We start from the raw sequence: 20,842 nt of genomic DNA on the forward strand, positions 1-20,842 counted from the left end.
TCTGGGGCCCCTGCGCCCGGGGGGCCGGCCCGCCCCCCCGGGGGGAATTCCGGGGGCGGGGGGGCCCCCGGGGGGGGGCCCGGCCCCGCGCCCCCCCGGGGGGGGGCGCGGGGGCCCGCCGGTCAGTCCTTGATGACCGCGTCGCGGGGGCCGCCGTAGACCGGGTTCTTGTCCAGGCGCTCCTCCGTGACGAGCAGCTGGATCACGCCCTTGGCGTTCTGCTCCGCCTCCCAGACCACCCAGTCGTCGCCGACGGGCGTGCTCTGGGTGCGGTCGATGGCGAACCCTCCCGGGTTGCCGGGCGGGACGGTGATGACCGCGAAGATCACCTTCCGTCCGAGCTTCCTCAGCTCGGGCAGCACCTCGCCGACGGTCTTCTCGTCCACCCGCAGACCTCCCAGCTCGCGGGTGCTCATACCGCGGAACTCCGGTTCCTCCTGCTCGACCGTGGGCATGGGCACGGGCTCGCAGGGCGCCACCGGGCCTTCCATCAGCCGCGTGGTGGTCAGGCCGCCCTTGCCTCTGAGGATCCAGACGAACGTCTGACCCGGGCCGAACAGCTTGGTGTTGATGCGCATCTGCACGCCCTGCGACTCGCCCGGGATGTTCTCCGGCAGGCTGTAGATGCCGCGCGGGATGTTCTCCACGACCTTCCCGCGCGGTTCGCGGCACGTCATGTCCTTGGGCACGTAGTCCACCGTCGCGGGCACGCCCAGCTCCTTCAGCCGCCGCTCCAGCTCCGGGGCGTCGTCGAAGTCGCGGATCTGGATCGTCACCATCCCGTCGTCCAGGTTGACGGCCCACGAGGCCGGTGTGCCGTCCTTCAGCGCGATCGGGACCGTCACCACACCCGCGGCCAGCGCGACCGCGGCGGCCAGCCCGAACGCCAACCGCCTCGACCTGACGCCGCGCCGCGTCCGCCGAGCCGTGCCCGATGCCGTGCCGGGCTCCGTGCCCGGATCCGTGCCCGGCTCTTCGGCGGTGATCGCGGTCAGCAGCGCCCGCGCCCCCGCGCCGGACGGCTCACCTGCCCGCTCGCCCGGCGCGACCCGGGCCAGCGCCCTGATCGCCGCGATCTCGTCGACGCTCTTCGCAGTGTGCTTCACAGTGTGCTTCACAGTGTCGTTCGCGGTGTCGTTCGCAGTGTCCTTCGCGGTGTGCTTCACAGCGCTCCCCCCAACGGCCTCTCCGCCGGGACCAGCCGGCTCTCTGCGGTGACGTGCACGCCCGCCGACGCCAAAGCGCGCGACAGGCGTCTGCGGGCGCGGTGCAGCCTGATGCGTACGGCGTTGCGGGACAGCCCCAGCGCCTTCGCGATCTCGTCGCGCTCCAGCCCCTCCCAGGCGACCAGGGACAGCAGCTCCCGGTCGTCGTCGGACAGGCTCCGGAACGCCCGGCCGATCGCGTCCAGCTCGACCTGGGTGTCGGGCGAGTGGCCGTACCGGTCGGCCAGTTCGGCGTCGAGCTCGGCCGTGCGCTCCCTGCGCCGGTTGTCGCCCCGGAAGTGGTTGGCCAGGACCTTGCGCGCCACGCCGTACAGCCAGAGGGTGGCCTCCGGGCCCTCCGGCAGCTCGTCCACCCGCCGCCAGGCGACGGTGAAGGTCTCGGCCACCACGTCGGCGGCGTCCTGAGGCGAGTCGCACCGGCGTACGGCGTAGGCGGTGATCTGGCCGTAGGCCCGGTTGTAGGCGGCCTCGAACTTGGCCGACCGCTCGTCATCCACGGGCGGTTCCCATGGTGGATCTCCTCATCGAATCATTTGTACGGACACCCCTGCCTATGTGCGCTCATGGGCCATCATTTCGCCGGAAACAGGGGCCAGGTGCGAGGTCACTCGCCGCTCACCGGGTTCTTCGGCACGCGCTTCTCCGACACCAGGAGCCGCACCGCGCCCTGCCGGTGCGGCTCGGCGGCCCACACCACCCAGTGGCCGCCCACCTTCGCCGACTGCTCGTGCGGGTTCACCGAGAAGCCGTCCCCGTCCGGCGCGGGGCGGATGATCTGGAACGTCACCTCCAGGCCCCGCCTGCGCGTCTCGGCCAGGACCTCGGCGACCGTCCGGCCGTCCGCGGCGTACCCCTCCAGGGCCTCGCCCTTCCGGCCGGCGTCGGTGTTGTTCTGGTACAGCTCGCCGGGTCTGGCCGGGCGGCCGAGGTAGAGCGTCCCCTTGCCGCCGAACCCCTTGGAGACGGTGACGGTGAGCGCGCAGCCCGGCCGCCCGGGGGTGCAGCCCTCCGGCCGGAGGGTGCCGCCGATGCGGTCGCGCTCGGTCGTGCCGGCGAAGCCGAGCCGGAAGACCCGGCCGACCCCCGTCGGGGACGCGGGCCGCAGGTCGAGGGCGACGTCCAGGCCCATCGCCCGGAACGCCTCGCTGTAGAGGGCGTGGTCGGCGAACGGGTCCTTGATCGTGGCGACGTACTCGTCGCCGCGCAGTTCGATGTCGATCGCGGAGTTGGCGTACGCGGCCGGGCGGGCGTCGCGGCCGACCACCACCGGCCCCAGGACGGCCACGGCGGCGAGCGCGCCGGCGACCAGCAGCCCCGCGAGCAGGAACCGGGCGCGCCGGGGAACCCGCGGGGCGGCCGGAAGGCGGCCACCCTCCGCGGCCAGCGCGGCCAGGAACCGGCCCTCCTGCGCCGCCAGCGCGTCCGCGGCGGGCGCGGGCACCTCGGACCGGAGGCGTTCGAGCTCGGTCATCTCATTCATGGACGGGCTCCTCGCTGACGATGGCCAAGGGGTTGACTCCGCCGAGCTCTCCGCGCAACCTCTGCCGGGCCCGGTTGATCCGCGACCGCACGGTTCCGACCCGTACGTCCAGCGCCTCGGCGACCTCGGGGTACGTCAGCCCGGCCCACGCGACCAGGAGCAGCGCGTCCCGGTGCCCACGGGGCAGCGTCGCCAGCGCCCCGGCCAGGCGGCGGCGGGCCGCGGCGGCGCTGACCCGGTCGTCGCTGCGGTCGGTGAAGGAGGCCGTGACCGGGTCGGCGCCGGTGCGTTCGAGCACGCGCAGCTGGTGCACCTCCGTGCGCACGTGGCGGCCCATCAGGTTGGTGGCGATGCCGTACAACCAGGGACGGGCGTGCGGGCGGGACAGGTCGTAGCGGCCGCGCTGCCGGAACGCCGTCAGGAACGTCTCCGCCACCACGTCGTCCGCGGCGTCCGCCCCTAGCCTCCTGGTGACGTACCGGGTGATGCCGGAGGCGTGCCGGCGGAACAGCTCGGCGAAGGCTTCCGGGTCGTGGAGGGAGCGTTGCACATGGGAGGCGTCATCACCTTCCGTAGGGTTCGGGGTGCTCACTTAGCGGCCTTTCGGCGATGAATCAGGACAACCGTTGTTGCCTGACCGGCCGCGAGCGGTTCCCCGCGCCCTGGAACAAGGCGAGCCGGGGCGCGGCCGGCGTCCCCGTGAGGAGGACGGCCGCATCGACCGGCGCCACGGAACAGCGGACCCCGAGCGGAGAGCCGAATAGGCTGGTTCCATCGCCGATTCCGCCGAAGTGCAGGAGGGCGTCACATGCGTTCGCGCTTACGTCGCGTCCGGTCGGTGTTGCTGTCCCCGATCCCTCTTCTGCTGCTGTCGGGCGCCGTCTACGCGCTCTACTGGTCGGGCGAGCATCCGCAGTCGCCATCCTATGACGGCCTGATGCCGTTCCAGGTCGCCGCCGAGAAACCGGCCGACGGCCCCCCGGCCACGCTGACCGCCCGGACCCTCCTCGTCGAGCAGCGCACCCGCACCGGCCAGACCCAGCCCTTCTTCGACGACGATCCGGCCTCCGGCTTCTTCACCGTCTCCTTCAAGAGCTCCCGGCCCATCGCGCAGACCTTCCGGTTCGCGCTGGACGCACGGTTGACGCCGACCCGGTTCAGCATCGGCGAACCGTCACGTGAAGGCAGGAGCGAGTCGGCGTTCAAGCCCATCTCGGCCGCCGTGCCGAGGACCGCCGACGGGCGGAGGTCCGCCGCCTGGACGGAGCCCAGCAGACCCGCCGGCGTCGACGACTTCTCCACGGTCGTCGTGCCGGTCCACCAGCGGGCCGGCGAGTACATGCTGACGGTCGCCTTCGACTTCCCGGTGAGCACCGTCCGGTATCACCAGCACTGGGGCGAGAACAAGATCTTCCTGGAGATCGAGGACTCGCTGTACGGGTTCCGGGAGGAGTATCCGGACCTGGACTTCGTCGACCCGGCGAAAGGCGCCACCCCCGTCGCCGGCGAGATCCGGTACCGCGAGTACAACGACGGCATCACGCTCTCCGACCCCGCCCCGGACGTCGAGTCGGCGTCTCTGCGGTCCATGCGGTGGGTGCGCGACAACGGCGGCATCTCGGTCCAGTTCCTGGCCGTCGACAACACGGTCGCCTTCTGGATGGACCGGATCGCGGATTTGGCCATCCTCATCCTCGGCGCGGCCGTCGGCATCCTCCTCACCCCGAGCGGGAGCCGCGATCCCGGCGCGGTACCGGATCGATGAGCCGTCGAGCTGCCCGCGCAGGCAGCCGTCGAATAACTGGCCGGCGCGAACATCGGGAAATCCGAGAACAACGTCCGGGACGCCGGATAATGATTACACCTTCGAAGAACCTGTCGGCCCATATTTCAATAACAGCCCGATAAACGTTTGCGGCGCCGGTGAGCAGCCGACTACGGAACGCGCCGAAACGCCTGTGGTGAGCCCGGTCGGCTGCGCTACGGCGAAGTCCGCGCCGCAATTCTGGTAATAAAGTCTTCCTGTGTGAATCACGTCACACCGCCGCGGCCGGTCGCTTGCGCGGAAAGCGAGTGAGCTGCCCCGACCTCTGAAGTCGGCTCAATTTCATGCCTCCTGCTCCATCGTGGGCCGCCTTGTCAAGATCTATTCCTGGTCGCGCTGGCTGTGTATATCTGAGGCGTTATTTATGGGGAGCTTACAGGGGTGCGCCCGGATGCCCTTGTGTTTTCTGTTTCCACGGGGAGTGTGGGCGTGACTGTGCGGCGTGCTCAGAAAAGTGCGAAAGTGCTGGGGCAGAGCGGGTTATGGCTCGGACGGGGTGCGCCGTCGAAGTGGGTCAGCCGCCTGGCGCTGGCCGCGACCGTGGCTCTCCTGCCGGGGATTCTCACCCTGGAGGCGCAGGCGGCCGTTGTCGCACCCTCTCCCACGCGGCTGGACATTCCCGGCTCTCCCTCCTCCGGCAACGCCGGCAAGGCCCCCGTGCAGCGCGCCGGATCGGCGGAGAACCTGCCGCACCTCGTCGATCCGGCCGCCACTCAGCCGCGGAGCAAGGGCAAGGCCACGGACGACGTCAAGCGCCCCAAGGGCTCGCTGCCGGTGGAGAAGCCGCGCGAGCTGCCGGACGAGCCGGCCACGGACGGGCTGAACAGCCCGCCGCCGCTGAAGTGGGAACCGGCTCCCGCCGACACCCCGTCGCAGCCGGCGACGAACGACGGCCGCCCCTCCCGCGGAAGCGCCGAGGGCGCGGGCGTCGGCAAGGCATCCCCGACGGCGCTCGACGGACGTCAGGGGAGCGGGGCGAAGGCCGCCGAGACGGCTGTCCCCAGGGCGCGGACCGTGTCGGCCGTCGCCGCCGCCGCCGCACTTCCCGTGGTGTCGGACCTGTCGGTGTCGGCGGGTCAGTTGTCATCGGGGTTGTGGACGTTGTCGTCGACGACGCCGTATTTCGCCGCGTCGGGTGCTGATCCGGAGTCGCGGTCGTTGAAGCTGGAGGCGCAGGTCGAGCATGATCCGTCGGTTCCCGCTCAGGGGTCGGGGCTGATCTGGTCCGACAGCGGTCAGGTGTCGAGCGGTTCGTGCTCGACCTGGAGCAAGTGCTCCCTGCAGAGCCCCACCGTGGGGGCGGGCGAGTTGAAGGACGGCTGGCTGGTGCGCTGGCGCGTGCGCGCGTCCACCTCGTCCGGCGTGGTGGGGGCATGGACGCAGTGGCAGGCCGCGCGGGTGGATCTCGCCAAGCCGGTGCTGTCCGACCTGTCGGTGTCGACGGGTCAGTTGTCGTCGGGCTTGTGGACGTTGTCGTCCACGACGCCGTATTTCGCCGCGTCGGGTGCTGATCCGGAGTCGCGGTCGTTGAAGCTGGACGCCGAGGTCGAGCACGATCCGTCGGTTCCCGCTCAGGGGTCGGGGCTGATCTGGTCCGACAGCGGTCAGGTGTCGAGCGGTTCGTGCTCGACCTGGAGCAAGTGCTCCCTGCAGACACCCACCGTGACGGCCGGCAAGCTCAAGGACGGCTGGCTGGTCCGCTGGCGGGTGCGCGCGTCCACCTCGGGGCAGGTGTCGAGCCCGTGGTCGGAGTGGCAGTCGGCGCGGATCGACATCTCCAAGCCGGTGGTGTCGGATCTGTCGGTGTCGGTGGGTCAGTTGTCGTCGGGGTTGTGGACGTTGACGTCGACGACGCCGTATTTCGCCGCGTCGGGTGCTGATCCGGAGTCGCGGTCGTTGAAGCTGGACGCCGAGGTCGAGCACGATCCGTCGGTTCCCGCTCAGGGCGCGGGGCTGATCTGGTCCGACAGCGGCCAGGTGTCGAGCGGTTCGTGCTCGACACGGAGCAAGTGTTCCCTGCAGACCCCGACCGTGACGGCCGGCATGCTCAAGGACGGCTGGCTGGTCCGGTGGCGCGTCCGGGCGTCCACCTCGGGCCAGGTGTCAGGCCCGTGGTCCGAGTGGCAGACGGCCACGGTTCAGGTCAGCGGCACGGCGGGCAACGGTCTGGGCGCCGTTCCGGCGACGCGGGGCACTGATGCGTGGACGTTGGCGTCGGTCACGCCGTGGTTGTTCGGGAAGGTGTCCGACGCCGGTGGGGCGAGGCTGGTGCTGGGCGCGGAGGTCGAGCACGATCCGGCCGTGCCGGCTCAGGGCACGGGCGTGATCTGGGCGGGCAAGGGCGCCACGAGCTACGCCTCCGGTGGCAACGCCTGGGTGCAGGTGCCGGCGGCGAAGCTGACCGACGGCATGAGGGTGCGCTGGCGGGTTCGGGGTGTCACGACTGCGGGCGTCGAGGGTGAGTGGTCGGCGTGGCAGTCGGCGACGGTCGATGTGGGCAAGCCCGCGGTGTCGGACGGCGGGTGGACGCCGGCGACCAGGGGCGCGTTGTCGTGGACGGCGTCCTCGACCACGCCGTGGGTCTACGCGAAGGTCACCGATCCGGACTCGCGCGCCTCGCGGTTGTGGGTGCAGATCGAGCACGACGCGGCCGAACAGGGCTCCGGGGTGATCTGGGAGGGCAAGGGCGCCGCCGCCGCCCAGTCAGGGGCGAACGCCTGGGTGCAGGTGCCGGCCGCGAAGCTGACCGACGGCATGAAGATCCGCTGGCGGGTGCGCGGCGAGACCACCACGAACGTGGTCGGCCCGTGGTCGGACTGGTCCGCCACCGTCATCGACCTGCGCAAGCCGTCCGTGGAGTCGCTGGGCATGGATCCGGCGCTGCCGGGTTCGGCGTCGTGGACGGCGGGGTCGGTGACGCCGTGGCTGTATGCGAAGGTGAGTGATCCGGACAACCGGTCGAGCAAGCTGAGCGTGGAGGTGGAGCATGATCCGGCGGCCGCGGCTCAGGGGACGGGGCTGATCTGGGCGGGTTCGTCGTCGAAGGATTATGCGACGGGGACGATCGCCTGGGTGGGGGTGCCGTCGGGGAAGTTGTCCGATGGTTGGCAGGTTCGGTGGCGGGCGCGGGCGACGACGGTGTCGGGGGTGTCGGGTCCGTGGTCGGCGTGGGTGTCGGCGCGGGTGGACACGACGGTGTTCCGGACGGTTCCGCCCGGTCCGGTGGTGAGTCAAGTGGCGCCTTCGGTGGGGCAGTCGGTGTCGGGTGTGTGGACGTTGCCGAGTGAGTCTCCGGTGTTCACGGCGGCGATCTCCGATGCTGATCGTCGGCCGGGTGTGCTGGAGGCCGAGGTCGAGCATGATCCGGCTGTGCCGGGTCAGGGCAGTGGGCTGATCTGGTCGGGGCAGAGCACGACGTTCGAGGAGACCTGCTTCACGGGCCAGCCGTGTGCGGCCTCGCACACGGCACCCGCGGCGGAGGGGATCCAGAACGGCTGGTCGATCCGCTGGCGCGTGCGGGCCGTGGTGCAGTCGACGGATGCCTCCGGTGCGCTGGTCGCGGGGCCGTGGTCGGGCTGGCAGCTCGCGCGGGTGGACACCTCCAAGCCGGTGGTGTCGGATCTGTCGGTGTCGGCGGGCCAGCTCGCGTCGAAACTGTGGACGCTGCCGTCCACGCAGCCGTCGTTCTCCGCCTACGGCGCCGATCCGGAGTCGCGGTCGTTGAAGCTGGAGGCGCAGGTCGAGCACGACCCGTCGGCCGCCGGGCAGGGCAGCGGCCTGATCTGGTCGGACAGCGGCCAGGTGTCGAGCGGATCGTGCTCGACCTGGAGCCGCTGCTCGTTGCAGACTCCTGCCGTGACCGCGGGCAAGCTGAAGGACGGCTGGCTGGTCCGCTGGCGGGTCCGGGCGTCCACCTCTGGGCAGGTGGCGGGACCGTGGTCGGAGTGGCAGTCCGCGCAGGTGGACACCTCCAAGCCGATCGTGTCCGGGGCATCGGTCTCTCCGGGCCAGTCGGTGTCGGGGCTGTGGACGCTGTCGTCGACGCAGCCGTCCTTCTCCGCCTACGGCGCGGACCCGGAGTCGCGGTCGCTGCGGCTGGAGGCGCAGATCGAGCACGACCCGTCGGCCGCCGTGCAGGGCAGCGGGCTGATCTGGTGGGCCGCCGGTGGGGTGTCGAGCGGATCGTGCTCCACCTGGAGCCCCTGCTCGTTGCAGACGCCGACAGTGGCGGCGGGCGAGTTGAAGGACGGCTGGCTGGTTCGCTGGCGGGTCCGGGCGTCCACCTCGGGGCAGGTGTCGAGCCCGTGGTCGGAGTGGCAGTCGGCGCGGATCGACGCCTCCAAGCCGGTGGTGTCGGATCTGTCGGTGTCGACGGGTCAGTTGTCGTCGGGGTTGTGGAGGTTGTCGTCCACGACGCCGTCCTTCTCGGCCTACGGCGCTGATCCGGAGTCGCGGTCGTTGAAGCTGGACGCCGAGGTCGAGCACGATCCGTCGGTTCCCGCCCAGGGGGCGGGGCTGATCTGGTCCGACAGCGGTCAGGTGTCGAGCAGTTCGTGCTCGACGTGGAGCAGGTGTTCCCTGCAGACCCCCACCGTGACGGCAGGGAAGTTGAAGGACGGCTGGCTGGTTCGCTGGCGGGTCCGGGCGTCCACCTCGGGGCAGGTGTCGAGCCCGTGGTCGGAGTGGCAGTCGGCGCGGATCGACATCTCCAAGCCGGTGGTGTCGGATCTGTCGGTGTCGGTGGGGCAGTTGTCGTCGGGGTTGTGGAGGTTGTCGTCCACGACGCCGTCCTTCTCGGCCTACGGTGCTGATCCGGAGTCGCGGTCGTTGAAGCTGGACGCCGAGGTCGAGCACGATCCGTCGGTTCCCGTTCAGGGGTCGGGGCTGATCTGGTCCGACAGCGGTCAGGTGTCGAGCAGTTCGTGCTCGACGTGGAGCAGGTGTTCCCTGCAGACCCCCACCGTGACGGCAGGGAAGTTGAAGGACGGCTGGCTGGTCCGGTGGCGCGTCCGGGCGTCCACCTCTGGCCAGGTGTCAGGCCCGTGGTCCGAGTGGCAGACGGCCACGGTTCAGGTCAGCGGCACGGCGGGCAACGGTCTGGGCGCCGTTCCGGCGACGCGGGGCACTGATGCGTGGACGTTGGCGTCGGTCACGCCGTGGTTGTTCGGGAAGGTGTCCGACGCCGGTGGGGCGAGGCTGGTGCTGGGCGCGGAGGTCGAGCACGATCCGGCCGTGCCGGCTCAGGGCACGGGCGTGATCTGGGCGGGCAAGGGCGCCACGAGCTACGCCTCGGGCGGCCTCGCCTGGGTGCAGGTGCCGGCGGCGAAGCTGACCGACGGTATGAGGGTGCGCTGGCGGGTTCGGGGTGTCACGACTGCGGGCGTCGAGGGTGAGTGGTCGGCGTGGCAGTCGGCGACGGTCGATGTGGGCAAGCCTGCGGTGTCGGACGGCGGGTGGACGCCGGCGACCAGGGGTGCGTTGTCGTGGACGGCGTCCTCGACCACGCCGTGGGTCTATGCGAAGGTCACCGATCCGGACTCGCGCGCCTCGAAGCTGGAGGCGGAGATCGAGCACGATCCCACCGCGACCGGGCAGGGCACGGGCGTCATCTGGTCCGGCAAGGGCGCCACGACCTACGCCTCCGGCGGCAACGCCTGGGTGCAGGTCCCGGCGGGCAAGCTGGCCGACGGCATGAAGGTGCGCTGGCGGGTGCGCGGCGAGACCGCCACGGGCGTGGTCGGCCCGTGGTCGGACTGGTCCGCCACGGTCATCGACCTGCGCAAGCCGTCCGTGGCGGGCTTGTCGATGACCCCGGCGACCTGGGACTCCGGAGCATGGACCGCGGCCGCGGCGACGCCCTGGCTCTACGCCAAGGTCACCGACCCGGAGAACGGCGACTCCCGGCTCGCGGTCGAGATCGAGCACGATCCGGCCGCCACCGGTCAAGGGGCCGGCCTGATCTGGTCCGGCACGAGCGCGCAGCCGTCCCACTCCGGCGAGAACGCCTGGGTGCAGGTGCCGGCGGCGAAGCTGACCGACGGCATGAAGATCCGCTGGCGCGCCCGCGGCGAAACCGCCAAGGGCATCACGGGAGCCTGGACCGACTGGGTGCAGGCACGCATCGACCTCGGCAAGCCGGTGGTCGAATCGCTGGGCATGGATCCGGCGCTGCCGGGTTCGGCGTCGTGGACGGCGGGGTCGGTGACGCCGTGGCTGTTCGCGAAGGTGAGCGATCCGGACAACCGGTCGAGCAAGCTGAGCGTGGAGGTGGAGCATGATCCGGCGGCCGCGGCTCAGGGGACGGGGCTGATCTGGGCGGGTTCGTCGTCCAAGGATTATGCGACGGGGACGATCGCCTGGGTGGCGGTGCCGTCGGGGAAGTTGTCCGATGGCTGGCAGGTTCGGTGGCGGGCGCGGGCGACGACGGTGTCGGGGGTGTCGGGTCCGTGGTCGGCGTGGGTGTCGGCGCGGGTGGACACGACGGTGTTCCGGACGGTCCCGCCCGGTCCGGTGGTGAGCCAGATGGCGCCTTCGCTGGGTCAGTCGGTGTCGGGTGTGTGGACGTTGCCGAGTGAGTCTCCGGTGTTCACGGCGGCGATCTCGGATGTTGATCGTCGGCCTGGTGTGCTGGAGGCCGAGGTCGAGCACGATCCGGCTGTGCCGGGTCAGGGCAGCGGGCTGATCTGGTCGGGGCAGAGCACCACGTTCGGGGAGACCTGCTTCACCGGCCAGGCCTGCTCCGCCTCGCACACCTCCCCGTCGGTGGAAGGCGTCCGGAACGGCTGGTCGATCCGCTGGCGCGTGCGGGCCGTGGTGCAGTCCACCGCTTCTCCCGGCGCGGTGGTGGCCGGGCCGTGGTCGGGCTGGCAACTGGCGCGGGTGGACACCGCCAAGCCGCTCGTGACGGGGATGTCGGCCTCGACGGGCCAGCTCACCTCCGGGTTGTGGACGTTGTCGTCCACCACCCCGTACTTCTCCGCCTACGGCACCGACCCTCAGACGCGGTCGTTGAAGCTGGAGGCGCAGGTCGAGCACGACCCGTCGGCCACCGCCCAGGGGAGCGGGCTGATCTGGTCCGGAAACGGCTCGATGTCGAGCGGATCGTGCCCGACCTGGAGCGCCTGCTCGCTGCAGACCCCTGCCGTGACCGCGGGCAAGCTCAAGGACGGGTGGCTGGTCCGCTGGCGCGTCCGCGTCTCCACCTCGGCCAACGTGGCGGGACCGTGGTCGGAGTGGCAGATGGCGCGGGTGGACACCTCGAAGCCGGTGGTGTCGGACCTGTCCGTCTCGACGGGGCAGCTGGCCTCCGGGTTGTGGACGTTGTCGTCCACGACCCCGAGCTTCTCGGCCTACGGCGCCGATCCGGAGTCGCGGTCGTTGAAGCTGGAGGCGCAGGTCGAGCATGACCCGTCCGCCGCCGGGCAGGGCACCGGCCTGATCTGGAGCGACAGCGGGCAGGTGTCGAGCGGTTCCTGCTCGACCTGGAGCCGCTGCTCGTTGCAGACCCCCGCCGTCACGGCCGCGAAGCTGAAGGACGGCTGGTTGATTCGCTGGCGCGTCCGCGTCTCCACCTCGGCCGGTGTGGCGGGACCGTGGTCGGAGTGGCAGGCCGCCCGGGTGGACATCTCCAAGCCGGTGGTGTCGGACCTGTCCGTCTCGACGGGGCAGCTGGCCTCCGGGTTGTGGACGTTGTCGTCCACGACCCCGTATTTCTCGGCCTACGGCGCCGACCCGGAGTCGCGGTCGTTGAAGCTGGAGGCGCAGGTCGAGCATGACCCGTCCGCCGCCGGGCAGCGCAGCGGCCTGATCTGGAGCGACAGCGGGCAGGTGTCGAGCGGTTCCTGCTCGACCTGGAGCCGCTGCTCGTTGCAGACCCCCGCCATCCCGGCCGGGAAACTCAAGGACGGGTGGCTGGTCCGCTGGCGCGTCCGCGTCTCCACCTCGGCCAACGTGGCGGGACCGTGGTCGGAGTGGCAGATGGCGCGGGTGGACACCTCCAAGCCGGTCGTGTCGGACCTGTCCGTCTCGACGGGGCAGCTGGCCTCCGGGTTGTGGACGTTGTCGTCCACGACCCCCTATTTCTCGGCCTACGGCGCCGACCCCGAGACGCGGTCGTTGAAGCTGGACGCCGAGATCGAGCACGACCCGTCGGTTCCCGCTCAGGGTTCGGGGCTGATCTGGTCCGACAGCGGTCAGGTGTCGAGCGGTTCGTGCTCGACCTGGAGCAGGTGTTCCCTGCAGACCCCCACCGTGACGTCCGGGAAACTCAAGGACGGCTGGCTGGTCCGCTGGCGCGTCCGGGCGTCGACCTCGTCCGGCGTGGCCAGTCCGTGGTCGGAGTGGCAGACGGCGACGGTCCAGGTGAGCGGCACCGCGGGGAACGGCCTGGGCGCCGTCCCGGCCACGCGCGGCAGCGACACGTGGACGCTCTCCTCGGCCACCCCATGGCTATACGCGAAGGTGACCGACGCCGGCGGCTCGAAGCTGGTGCTCGGCGCGGAGATCGAGCACAACCCCGCGACCGGCCAGGGCACCGGCGTGATCTGGTCCGGCAAGGGCGCCACGAGCTACGCCTCCGGCGGCAACGCCTGGGTGCAGGTGCCGGCCGGCAAGCTGACCGACGGCATGAAGATCCGCTGGCGGGTCCGCGGCGTCACCACCGCGGGCGCAGAAGGCGAGTGGTCGGCGTGGCAGGCCGCCACCGTGGACCTGCGCAAGCCCAGCGTGGACGGCCTGGGCATGGACCCGGCCATCCGCGGCACCACCTCCTGGACCGCCGAGTCGCTCACCCCGTCGATGTACGCCAGGGTGACCGACCCGGACAACCGGCCCAGCAGGCTGAACGTCGAGGTCGAGCACGACCCGGCCAAGAACGAGCAGGGCACCGGCCTGATCTGGACCGGCACCTCGGACAAGGAGTACGCCTCCGGCACCAGCGCCTGGGCGGCCGTCCCGGCTGACAAGCTGACCGACGGCTGGCAGATCCGCTGGCGCGCCCGCGCCACCACCGCCTCCGGCGTCTCCGGGCCGTGGTCGGACTGGGTGTACGCGACCGTGACGGCCCTGCCGTTCGAGTCGTTCTCCCCGGCCCACAACAGCCAGGTCGGCACCCTGACGCCGGTGCTGTCGGCCAACGCCCGCCCCTACAACAAGGGCGAGGTCAAGTACTGGTTCCAGCTCTGCGCCGGCAGCGCGCCCAACTGGCGCTGGTGCAAGGACTCGGCGGAGAAGACCGAGGACTGGACCAAGGAAGGCGTCTGGCAGGTGGTCGACGCTCGGCTGAAGTGGGGCGAGACGTACTCGTGGATGGCGAAGGCCGCCACCACGTACACCACGGTCACCTCGTCGTGGCGGACCTTCACCCCGACGCCCGAGCAGGGCAACATCAACGGGCTGCTGGCGGGGGGCACGCAGGGCCGCGAGTTCAACCACACCTCGGGCAACTTCGCGCACACCGCGACCGACGCCGAAGTGGCGACGATCGGGCCACCGCTGTCGGTGAGCCGCACCTACAACAGTCTCGACCCGCGCACCGACGGCATCTTCGGCGCCGGCTGGACGACCCGCTGGGACATGCGCATCGAGGCCGAGCCGACCGGCAGCCTGCTGGTGACCTACCCGAGCGGCGAGCAGATGCGGTTCGGGCCCACCGGCAACGGCAACTACGCGCCACCGCAGGGCACGTTCGCGACGCTCGCCGTGGACCAGGCGGGCGGCTGGCGGCTGATGGACAAGTCGGCCACCTCCTACTGGTTCGACGCGTCCGGCCGCCTCACCAAGATCACGGATCGGCGGGGAAGGGTGCAGGAGCTGACCCGCGACGGCGACGGCAGGCTGATCAAGGTGACGGCCACCGGCGGAAGGTCGCTGACCTTCACCTGGGCGGGTGACCACGTGGCGAACGTCTCCACCGCCCCGGTGGACGGCGAGCCACTGTCCTGGACCTACACCTACGAAGGCGATCTGCTGGTCAAGGTGTGCCCGCCTACGTCGGCGACCGCCTGCCACGGCTACGTCTACGACACGAGCTCGCGGTACAAGAGCGTGATCACCGATTCGCGGCCGGAGTACTACTACCGGCTCAACGAGGCCGACACGCGCACCGGCACCACCGTCGCGAGCGCGGCGGGCTGGAACACCACCGAGGAACAGGCCAAGCTGAACGGAAGCACCCCGGCCGACCTCGGCCCCCGCGTCCCTGGCGCGCTGGCCGGCTCGCCGGACACCGCGATGCGCTTCAAGGGTGCCGCGACCTCGACCTTCGTGCAGTTGCCGCGCGCCGCCGTGAGCGGCCAGGGCGGCGAGCTGGCGGTTGAGGCATGGTTCAGGACCACCGCCGCCGGGACCATCATCGGCATGCAGAGCGCTGCCGACACGTCGGCGGAGTTCCCTCGGCCAGGGAACGGGGACGTCGACGGAAACCCGTCAACGTCCGTGCCTGCGGTCTATGTGGGCACCGACGGCAAGCTGCGCGGCCAGTTCTACACCCGACCGTCCACCATCGCCCAGACCCCCATAACCTCCACGGCAGTGGTGAACGACGGCGCCTGGCACCACGTGGTGCTGTCCGCGGAACAGAGCAGGCCCGCTACGAGTACGACACCGGCCGAACACAAGCAGACGCTGTACCTGGACGGGGTCGCCGTCGGCACGCTGACGGGCGGCATCAACCACGGGGAGCTGGTGGAGACCCGGATCGGAAGCGGCTTCGGCTCCACTGCGTGGCCGGCGACGACCAGCTCGACCACGATCTTCCCGTTCAGCGGCGACATCGACGAGGTCGCGGTGTACGGCAAGCCGCTGTCAGCTCAGGCCGTCCACCGTCACCACGCGGCCCACGAGGCGCAGCCGCAGCTGACCAAGGTCACCCAGCCGTCGGGCCGCGCGTGGGCGGTCAACGCCTACGCGCCTGACGGTGGGCGGCTGGTCTCGCATACCGATGCCAACGGCGGTGAGTGGCGGTTGTCGGACGTGGCCTACGCCAAGCAGACGACGGTGTCGACGTTCGCCACGGTGACGGTGACCGATCCGCTCAACGGTGTGGTCACCTACGTCGCCGATGCGCAGCGTGGCTACCGGGACGTGTCACAGACAGACCAGGTCGGCGCCACCACGAAGTGGGCTTACGACGTCGGCGGCTACACCGCCAAGGTGTACGACCCCAACAACAACGTGGTCGAGGTGGCGCAGGACGCGCGCGGCAACGTGCTGTCGCGCTGGAGCTGCCGGACGCCAGGCAACTGCCAGACCCAGTACTTCTCCTACTTCGTCAACACCGAGAACGTCTTCGACCCGCGCAACGACCAGAAGATCTCCCAGCGCGACGCTCGTTCTGCCGCGGCCACGGACGAGAGCTATATGACGAGCTGGTCGTTCAACGCCTTCGGCGAGCCGGTCAAGCAGACCACCCCGGCCACGTCCGACTTCCCGGCGGGGCGCAGTACCTCCATCACCTACACCGACGGCACCGAGGCGGCCGAGGGCGGCGGTTCGACGCCGGCAGGCCTGGTCGAGACCAGCAAGGACTTCAAGGGCAACGAGACCCGCTTCACCTACACCGCCGCCGGAGACCTCGCGTCCGAGACCGGCCCGACCGGTCTGATCAAGACCTACCGGCACGACGCGCTGGGCCGGGTAGTGGGCACCACCGAGGTCTCGGACGCTCACCCCGACGGCCTGACCACCACGATCACCCTGGACGGCATGGGCAAGGCGCTGACGCGCACGGAGCCAGGGGTGAAGAACGACATCACCGGCAAGACCCACACCGAGCAGTGGAGCGCCACCTACAACGCCGACGGGCTCGTCCTCACGGAGCAGGTCGCGGACCTGACGGGCGGGGATGCGACCCGGACGACGGCCTACACCTATGACGCCTACGGCAGGGTGGAGACGGTTACCGCGCCCGAGGGGGGCACGAGCCGTACCACTTACGACAAAATGGGACAGAAGGTCACCACCGTTGACCCGCGCGGCACCACGACGGCCTACACCTACACCCCGCGGGGGGAACTGGCCACGACGGTGCTCAAGGGGTGGACGGGCAGCCCGCTCAGCCCGCAGCAGGCCACCGATGTGGTGATGAGCTCGATGGCCTACGACCCGGCTGGACGGCTGGCCGCTCAGACCGATGCCATGGGCAGGACCACGAGCTACACCTACTATGGAGACAATCTCCCGCAGAAGAGCATCGCCAAGGCCGCCAAGCTGAACGGCTCGGACACCGGGCGCGACGTGGTGCTGTCGGAGAACGTGTTCGACGCGGCCGGCCAGCTGACGCGGCAGATCACCGGCGGCGGAACCCTCACGGTGGAGGCCGTCTATGACGCGGCCGGCCGGGTCACCTCGCACACGACCGACCCGGCCAAGCTGGCCAGGGTGACCGCCTATGAATACGACGCCAACGGCAACGTGACCAAGATGAGTCGCGGCGCTGCTGGTACGAACCGTACCGAAGTGGTCGAATTCGCCTACGACGCAGGGGACCAGCCGGTCCGGCAGACGGTGAAGAACGACGGCGCCGACCTGGTGACCACGTTGACGGTGGACGACCGAGGCCTGGTGACGGCGCTGGTCGACCCCCGCGGCAACGCCGGCGGGGCGGATCCGGCGGCCTACACGACCTCGATCAGCTACAACCCGCTGGGCAAGCCGGTCCAGGTGCAGCTTCCCGCCGTCACGGTCGAGCGGTACGGCAAAGCCCCAGTGGTGGAGCGGCCCACGGCTCGGCTCGGCTACAACACCTTCGGTGAACAGACCCAGCAGATCGACGCCGAGGGACGGACGACCTCCAGCACGCTGGACCGGGCCGGGCGGGTGATCGCTCAGACGCTCCCGGGCTACACCCCGCCCGGCGGGCAGCCGATCACGCCGACTCAGACCGCCACGTACGACGCGGCCGGCCAGTTGATCAGCGCGACCGACCCGCGGGGGCAGACCACCACGGCCGTCTATGACGGGCTGGGCCGCAAGGTGCAGGTGACCAACCCCAAGGCCGGCGCCGCGGAAGCGGGCGTCTCCGTCTTCACCTACGACCTGCTGGGTGAGGCGTTGTCCACGACGGACGCGACCGGTGCTCGTTCGGAGTCCACCTATGACGACCTGGGCCGTCAGATCACCCTGACGACGATCGAGCGCAGGCCGGCCGTGGCCACGTACGTGACCAAGCTGGAGTACGACGACGCCGGGCGGTTGACGAAGAGCATCCGGCCGACGGGGGACAGCTCCACCCGGACCTACGACGCCGCAGGCGGACTCACCTCGGTGACCGACGGCGAGGGCAACACCACCAGCTTCGGTTACGACCTGGCGGGTCGGACGACATCGACCAAGAACGCGCTCGGGCTGGGCTCGTCGTCGGTCTTCGACCTCGCCGGGCGTCAGACCGAGACGCGGGAGTTGGACGCCTCCGGAGCGGTGCTGAGGACCCGGAAGATCGGCTATGACCTGGCTGGAAACCCGGTCAGCAGCACCACGGCCTCCGGGCACACCGTCAACCGGACCTTCGACGCCGGTAACCGGCTGATCGAGCTGAAGGAGCCGGTCTCGGCGACAGAGACCATCACGAGCAGTTTCGGCTACAACGCGGCCGGTGCGATCACCCGCTCGACCGACGGCCGAGGCAACTCGACCTACACCACCTACAACGGCCTCGGCCTGGTCGAATCCATGATCGAACCGGCTACCGCGGCGCACCCGGATCTGGCCGATCGAACGTGGACCAACGTGTATGACGCGGCGGGGAACGCGGTCTCCAGCCTGGAGCCGGGCGGAGTACGGATCGACCGGACCTTCGACGAGCTGAACCGGCTGGTCAAGCAGACGGGTAGCGGTGCTGAGGTCTCGACCGAGACCAAGAACTTCGGCTACGACCTGGTCGGGCGGATCACGTCGGCTGACGAGCTCGGATTCGTGTTCAACGACCGGGGTCTGCTGCTCAAGACCACAGGCGCCGGCGGGGACATCTCCGCCTACGGTTATGACGCCGACAACCGGTTGGTGCAGCGGGTCGACGCCACGGGCACCGCCTCGTTCGCCTGGGACAACGCCGACCGGTTGAGTCAGACGATCGACCCGGTCAGCGGCACGACGATCAGCTACGGCTACGACAAGGGCGACCGGCTCACGTCGATGACCTACGGGGCATCGGGCGCCCGGCGGGCTTACGGCTATGACGACCTCAACCGGTTGATCAAGGACGACCTGACCACTTCGGCTGCGGCATCCATGGTGTCGATCACCTACGGATACGACGTGGACGACAACATGACGTCCAAGAAGGTGTCGGGTACGGCCGGCGCCGGGACCAACACCTACGAGTACGACTGGGCCAACCGGCTCACCTCGTGGACCGGGCCTGACGCGGTCACGACCACGTACGCGTGGGATGCGGCGGGGAACCGGGTGCGCGCCGGGTCGAAGGCGTTCACCTACGACGAGCGGAACCGGCTCACGTCGGGGGACGGGACCACCTACACGTACTCCGCCCGGGGCACGTTGAAGGAGTCCTCCGACGGGATGGTGCGGATGACCAAGTTCGACGCCTTCGGCCGGCTGATCAACGACACCGGCGTCACCTACGATTACGACGCACTCGATCGGGTCTCCACCCGCACCGAGAGCGGCCAGGTCGCACGCATGGTCTATGACGGCACCACCAACAACCTGGTCGCGGTGTCCGACGGCAACGGGGTGCAGAGGGCGTCCTTCGGGCGAGACGCGCTCGGCCGAACTCTGAGCCTGGCGGACACCGGGTCGGCGCAGCTGGCCTTCTGCGACTCCCTCCGCGGCGATCTGCTCGCCACCTTCACGGCCAACGGAACCTCGCTGATCGACTCGATCGCCTACAACCCCTTCGGCGAGGTCACCGCCCAGGCCGGCGCCAAGCACACCCTGGGTTACCAGGGCGGCTACACGGATCCGTCCACCGGCAAGGTCAACATGGCGGCCCGCTGGTATCAGCCGTCCACCGGCAGCTTCATCTCCAGGGACACCCTCACCCAGAACCCCGACCCCTCGATCCAGCTCAACCGCTACGCCTACGCCAACGACAATCCCCTCACGCACGTCGACCTCGACGGCCACAAGGCGGTGAAGGACCCCTGCACCGGCAAGAAGAAGAAGACCGCCATTTGCAAGGAAGCGACCGCCCAGTACAACGACTGCCGGGACGAGTACGGCAAGTCGAAAGCCGCCAAGAAACTGTGCGGGGACATGAAGACCGACTACTACAACTGCCGGAGAGAGGGGCACGGGCAGAACGACGCCGACATCTGCGGGTCGCATGCCAGCAGTTATCTGGATTGCCGCACCGGAGGCAGCTCGAAGCCGAAATCGGTCCACTCCAACAGCGTCTGCGCCGGTCAGGAGAAAGAGGTCCGGCGGTGCTACCAGAAATACGACTACGGAAACGAGAAGAATTGCGACAGCGTCCGAGGCGACTATCGGAGCTGCCGGGAGGATCTGAGATCCGCAGCCGACAGCAAGGCGTGCAACGACTTCGCCGAGGCGAACCACCGGTGCCGGTCGACCCCGCTGGTGAACTGCGCGGACATGCAGGGGAACTTCCTGAACTGCATCGACAAGGGCTTGTCGCGGAACGAGTGCGCCCTTGGCGTCGTCGCCACCACGGCCTGCAGGGACAGTCTGCGAAGGGGTGAGTTCAAGGACCGGCAGACGTGCGAGGGGATATGGTCGAATGTGATAACCAACTGCAAGGGCAGCGCGCGGGCGCACGGAAACGGTGACAGCTCCGGAAACAACTGCGTGGGTTACCACAAGTGGCAGGACGTCTCCTTCTCGATCTGTGAATCACGCAACGTCGTTAATGGCCGGACGAAGTCGGAGCCGAGCGGCCGCATCGGAGAGTATGATGCGCACTGTGTCACATATCTGTCGAAGTCGGCCGCGGAAGCCCTGCGCAGCGGCGAGACCAGCGATTTGTGGATAACCATCTTCAAGGCGGGCCTGGACGCCTGTGCGGTAGGGTTCTCCATTCCCGCTAAAACTGTCCCCATCGCCGCCGGTTGTGCAGGGGTGAAGGCCGTCCTGGAACTGGTGATCGGCATCATCGACGCGAATGACGAAGATCTCCAGGATGCCATAAAGGCAGGAACCAAGGGAGTCAAGGTCATCACGGACACCCATATCTGGTGGAGTTGTCTGGCCGGGATGGACGACCACTGCACGACCGACCAGCGGAAAGAGCTCTCCAAGAGTTTTGTGCCCTGGAGCTGGAACCAGATAGGTTGAGACGGACATCAGGCCGGAGGGCGCTGGGATGAATCATCTGCTGTTCGGTAGATCGAGAGT

6 protein-coding genes are annotated in these 20,842 nt (G+C 69.7%); 2 read left to right on the plus strand and 4 right to left on the minus strand.

What is annotated here, in order from left to right:
- Positions 1–122 precede the first annotated feature (122 nt).
- From ACFYYW_RS03365 to ACFYYW_RS03380, 4 genes are all read right to left on the minus strand, one after another.
- Positions 123–1,106, minus strand: a complete 984-nt coding sequence (locus ACFYYW_RS03365; RefSeq protein WP_387644526.1) for a hypothetical protein — start codon at positions 1,104–1,106, stop codon at positions 123–125.
- Positions 1,107–1,162: 56 nt separating this feature from the next.
- Positions 1,163–1,723, minus strand: a complete 561-nt coding sequence (locus ACFYYW_RS03370; protein WP_387644529.1) for an RNA polymerase sigma factor — start codon at positions 1,721–1,723, stop codon at positions 1,163–1,165.
- 107 nt (positions 1,724–1,830) lie between these two features.
- Positions 1,831–2,706, minus strand: coding sequence for a hypothetical protein (locus ACFYYW_RS03375; protein WP_387644531.1), 876 nt, complete (start codon positions 2,704–2,706; stop codon positions 1,831–1,833).
- Complete coding sequence (locus tag ACFYYW_RS03380; protein WP_387644534.1) at positions 2,699–3,256, minus strand: RNA polymerase sigma factor; 558 nt, start codon at positions 3,254–3,256, stop codon at positions 2,699–2,701. Before ACFYYW_RS03380 ends, ACFYYW_RS03375 begins: the two co-directional genes overlap by 8 nt.
- A 258-nt stretch (positions 3,257–3,514) precedes the next feature.
- On the opposite strand from ACFYYW_RS03380, the gene ACFYYW_RS03385 reads away from it, so the two are divergent.
- Positions 3,515–4,471 (plus strand): hypothetical protein, encoded by a 957-nt coding sequence (locus ACFYYW_RS03385; RefSeq protein ID WP_387644536.1) that lies wholly within the window; start codon positions 3,515–3,517, stop codon positions 4,469–4,471.
- Positions 4,472–4,993: 522 nt separating this feature from the next.
- Complete coding sequence (locus ACFYYW_RS03390; RefSeq protein ID WP_387644539.1) at positions 4,994–20,782, plus strand: RHS repeat-associated core domain-containing protein; 15,789 nt, start codon at positions 4,994–4,996, stop codon at positions 20,780–20,782.
- The last annotated feature ends 60 nt before the right edge of the window (positions 20,783–20,842 follow it).

Origin of the sequence: Nonomuraea sp. NPDC001831, assembly GCF_042892035.1 — a bacterium.
GTDB lineage: Bacteria > Actinomycetota > Actinomycetes > Streptosporangiales > Streptosporangiaceae > Nonomuraea.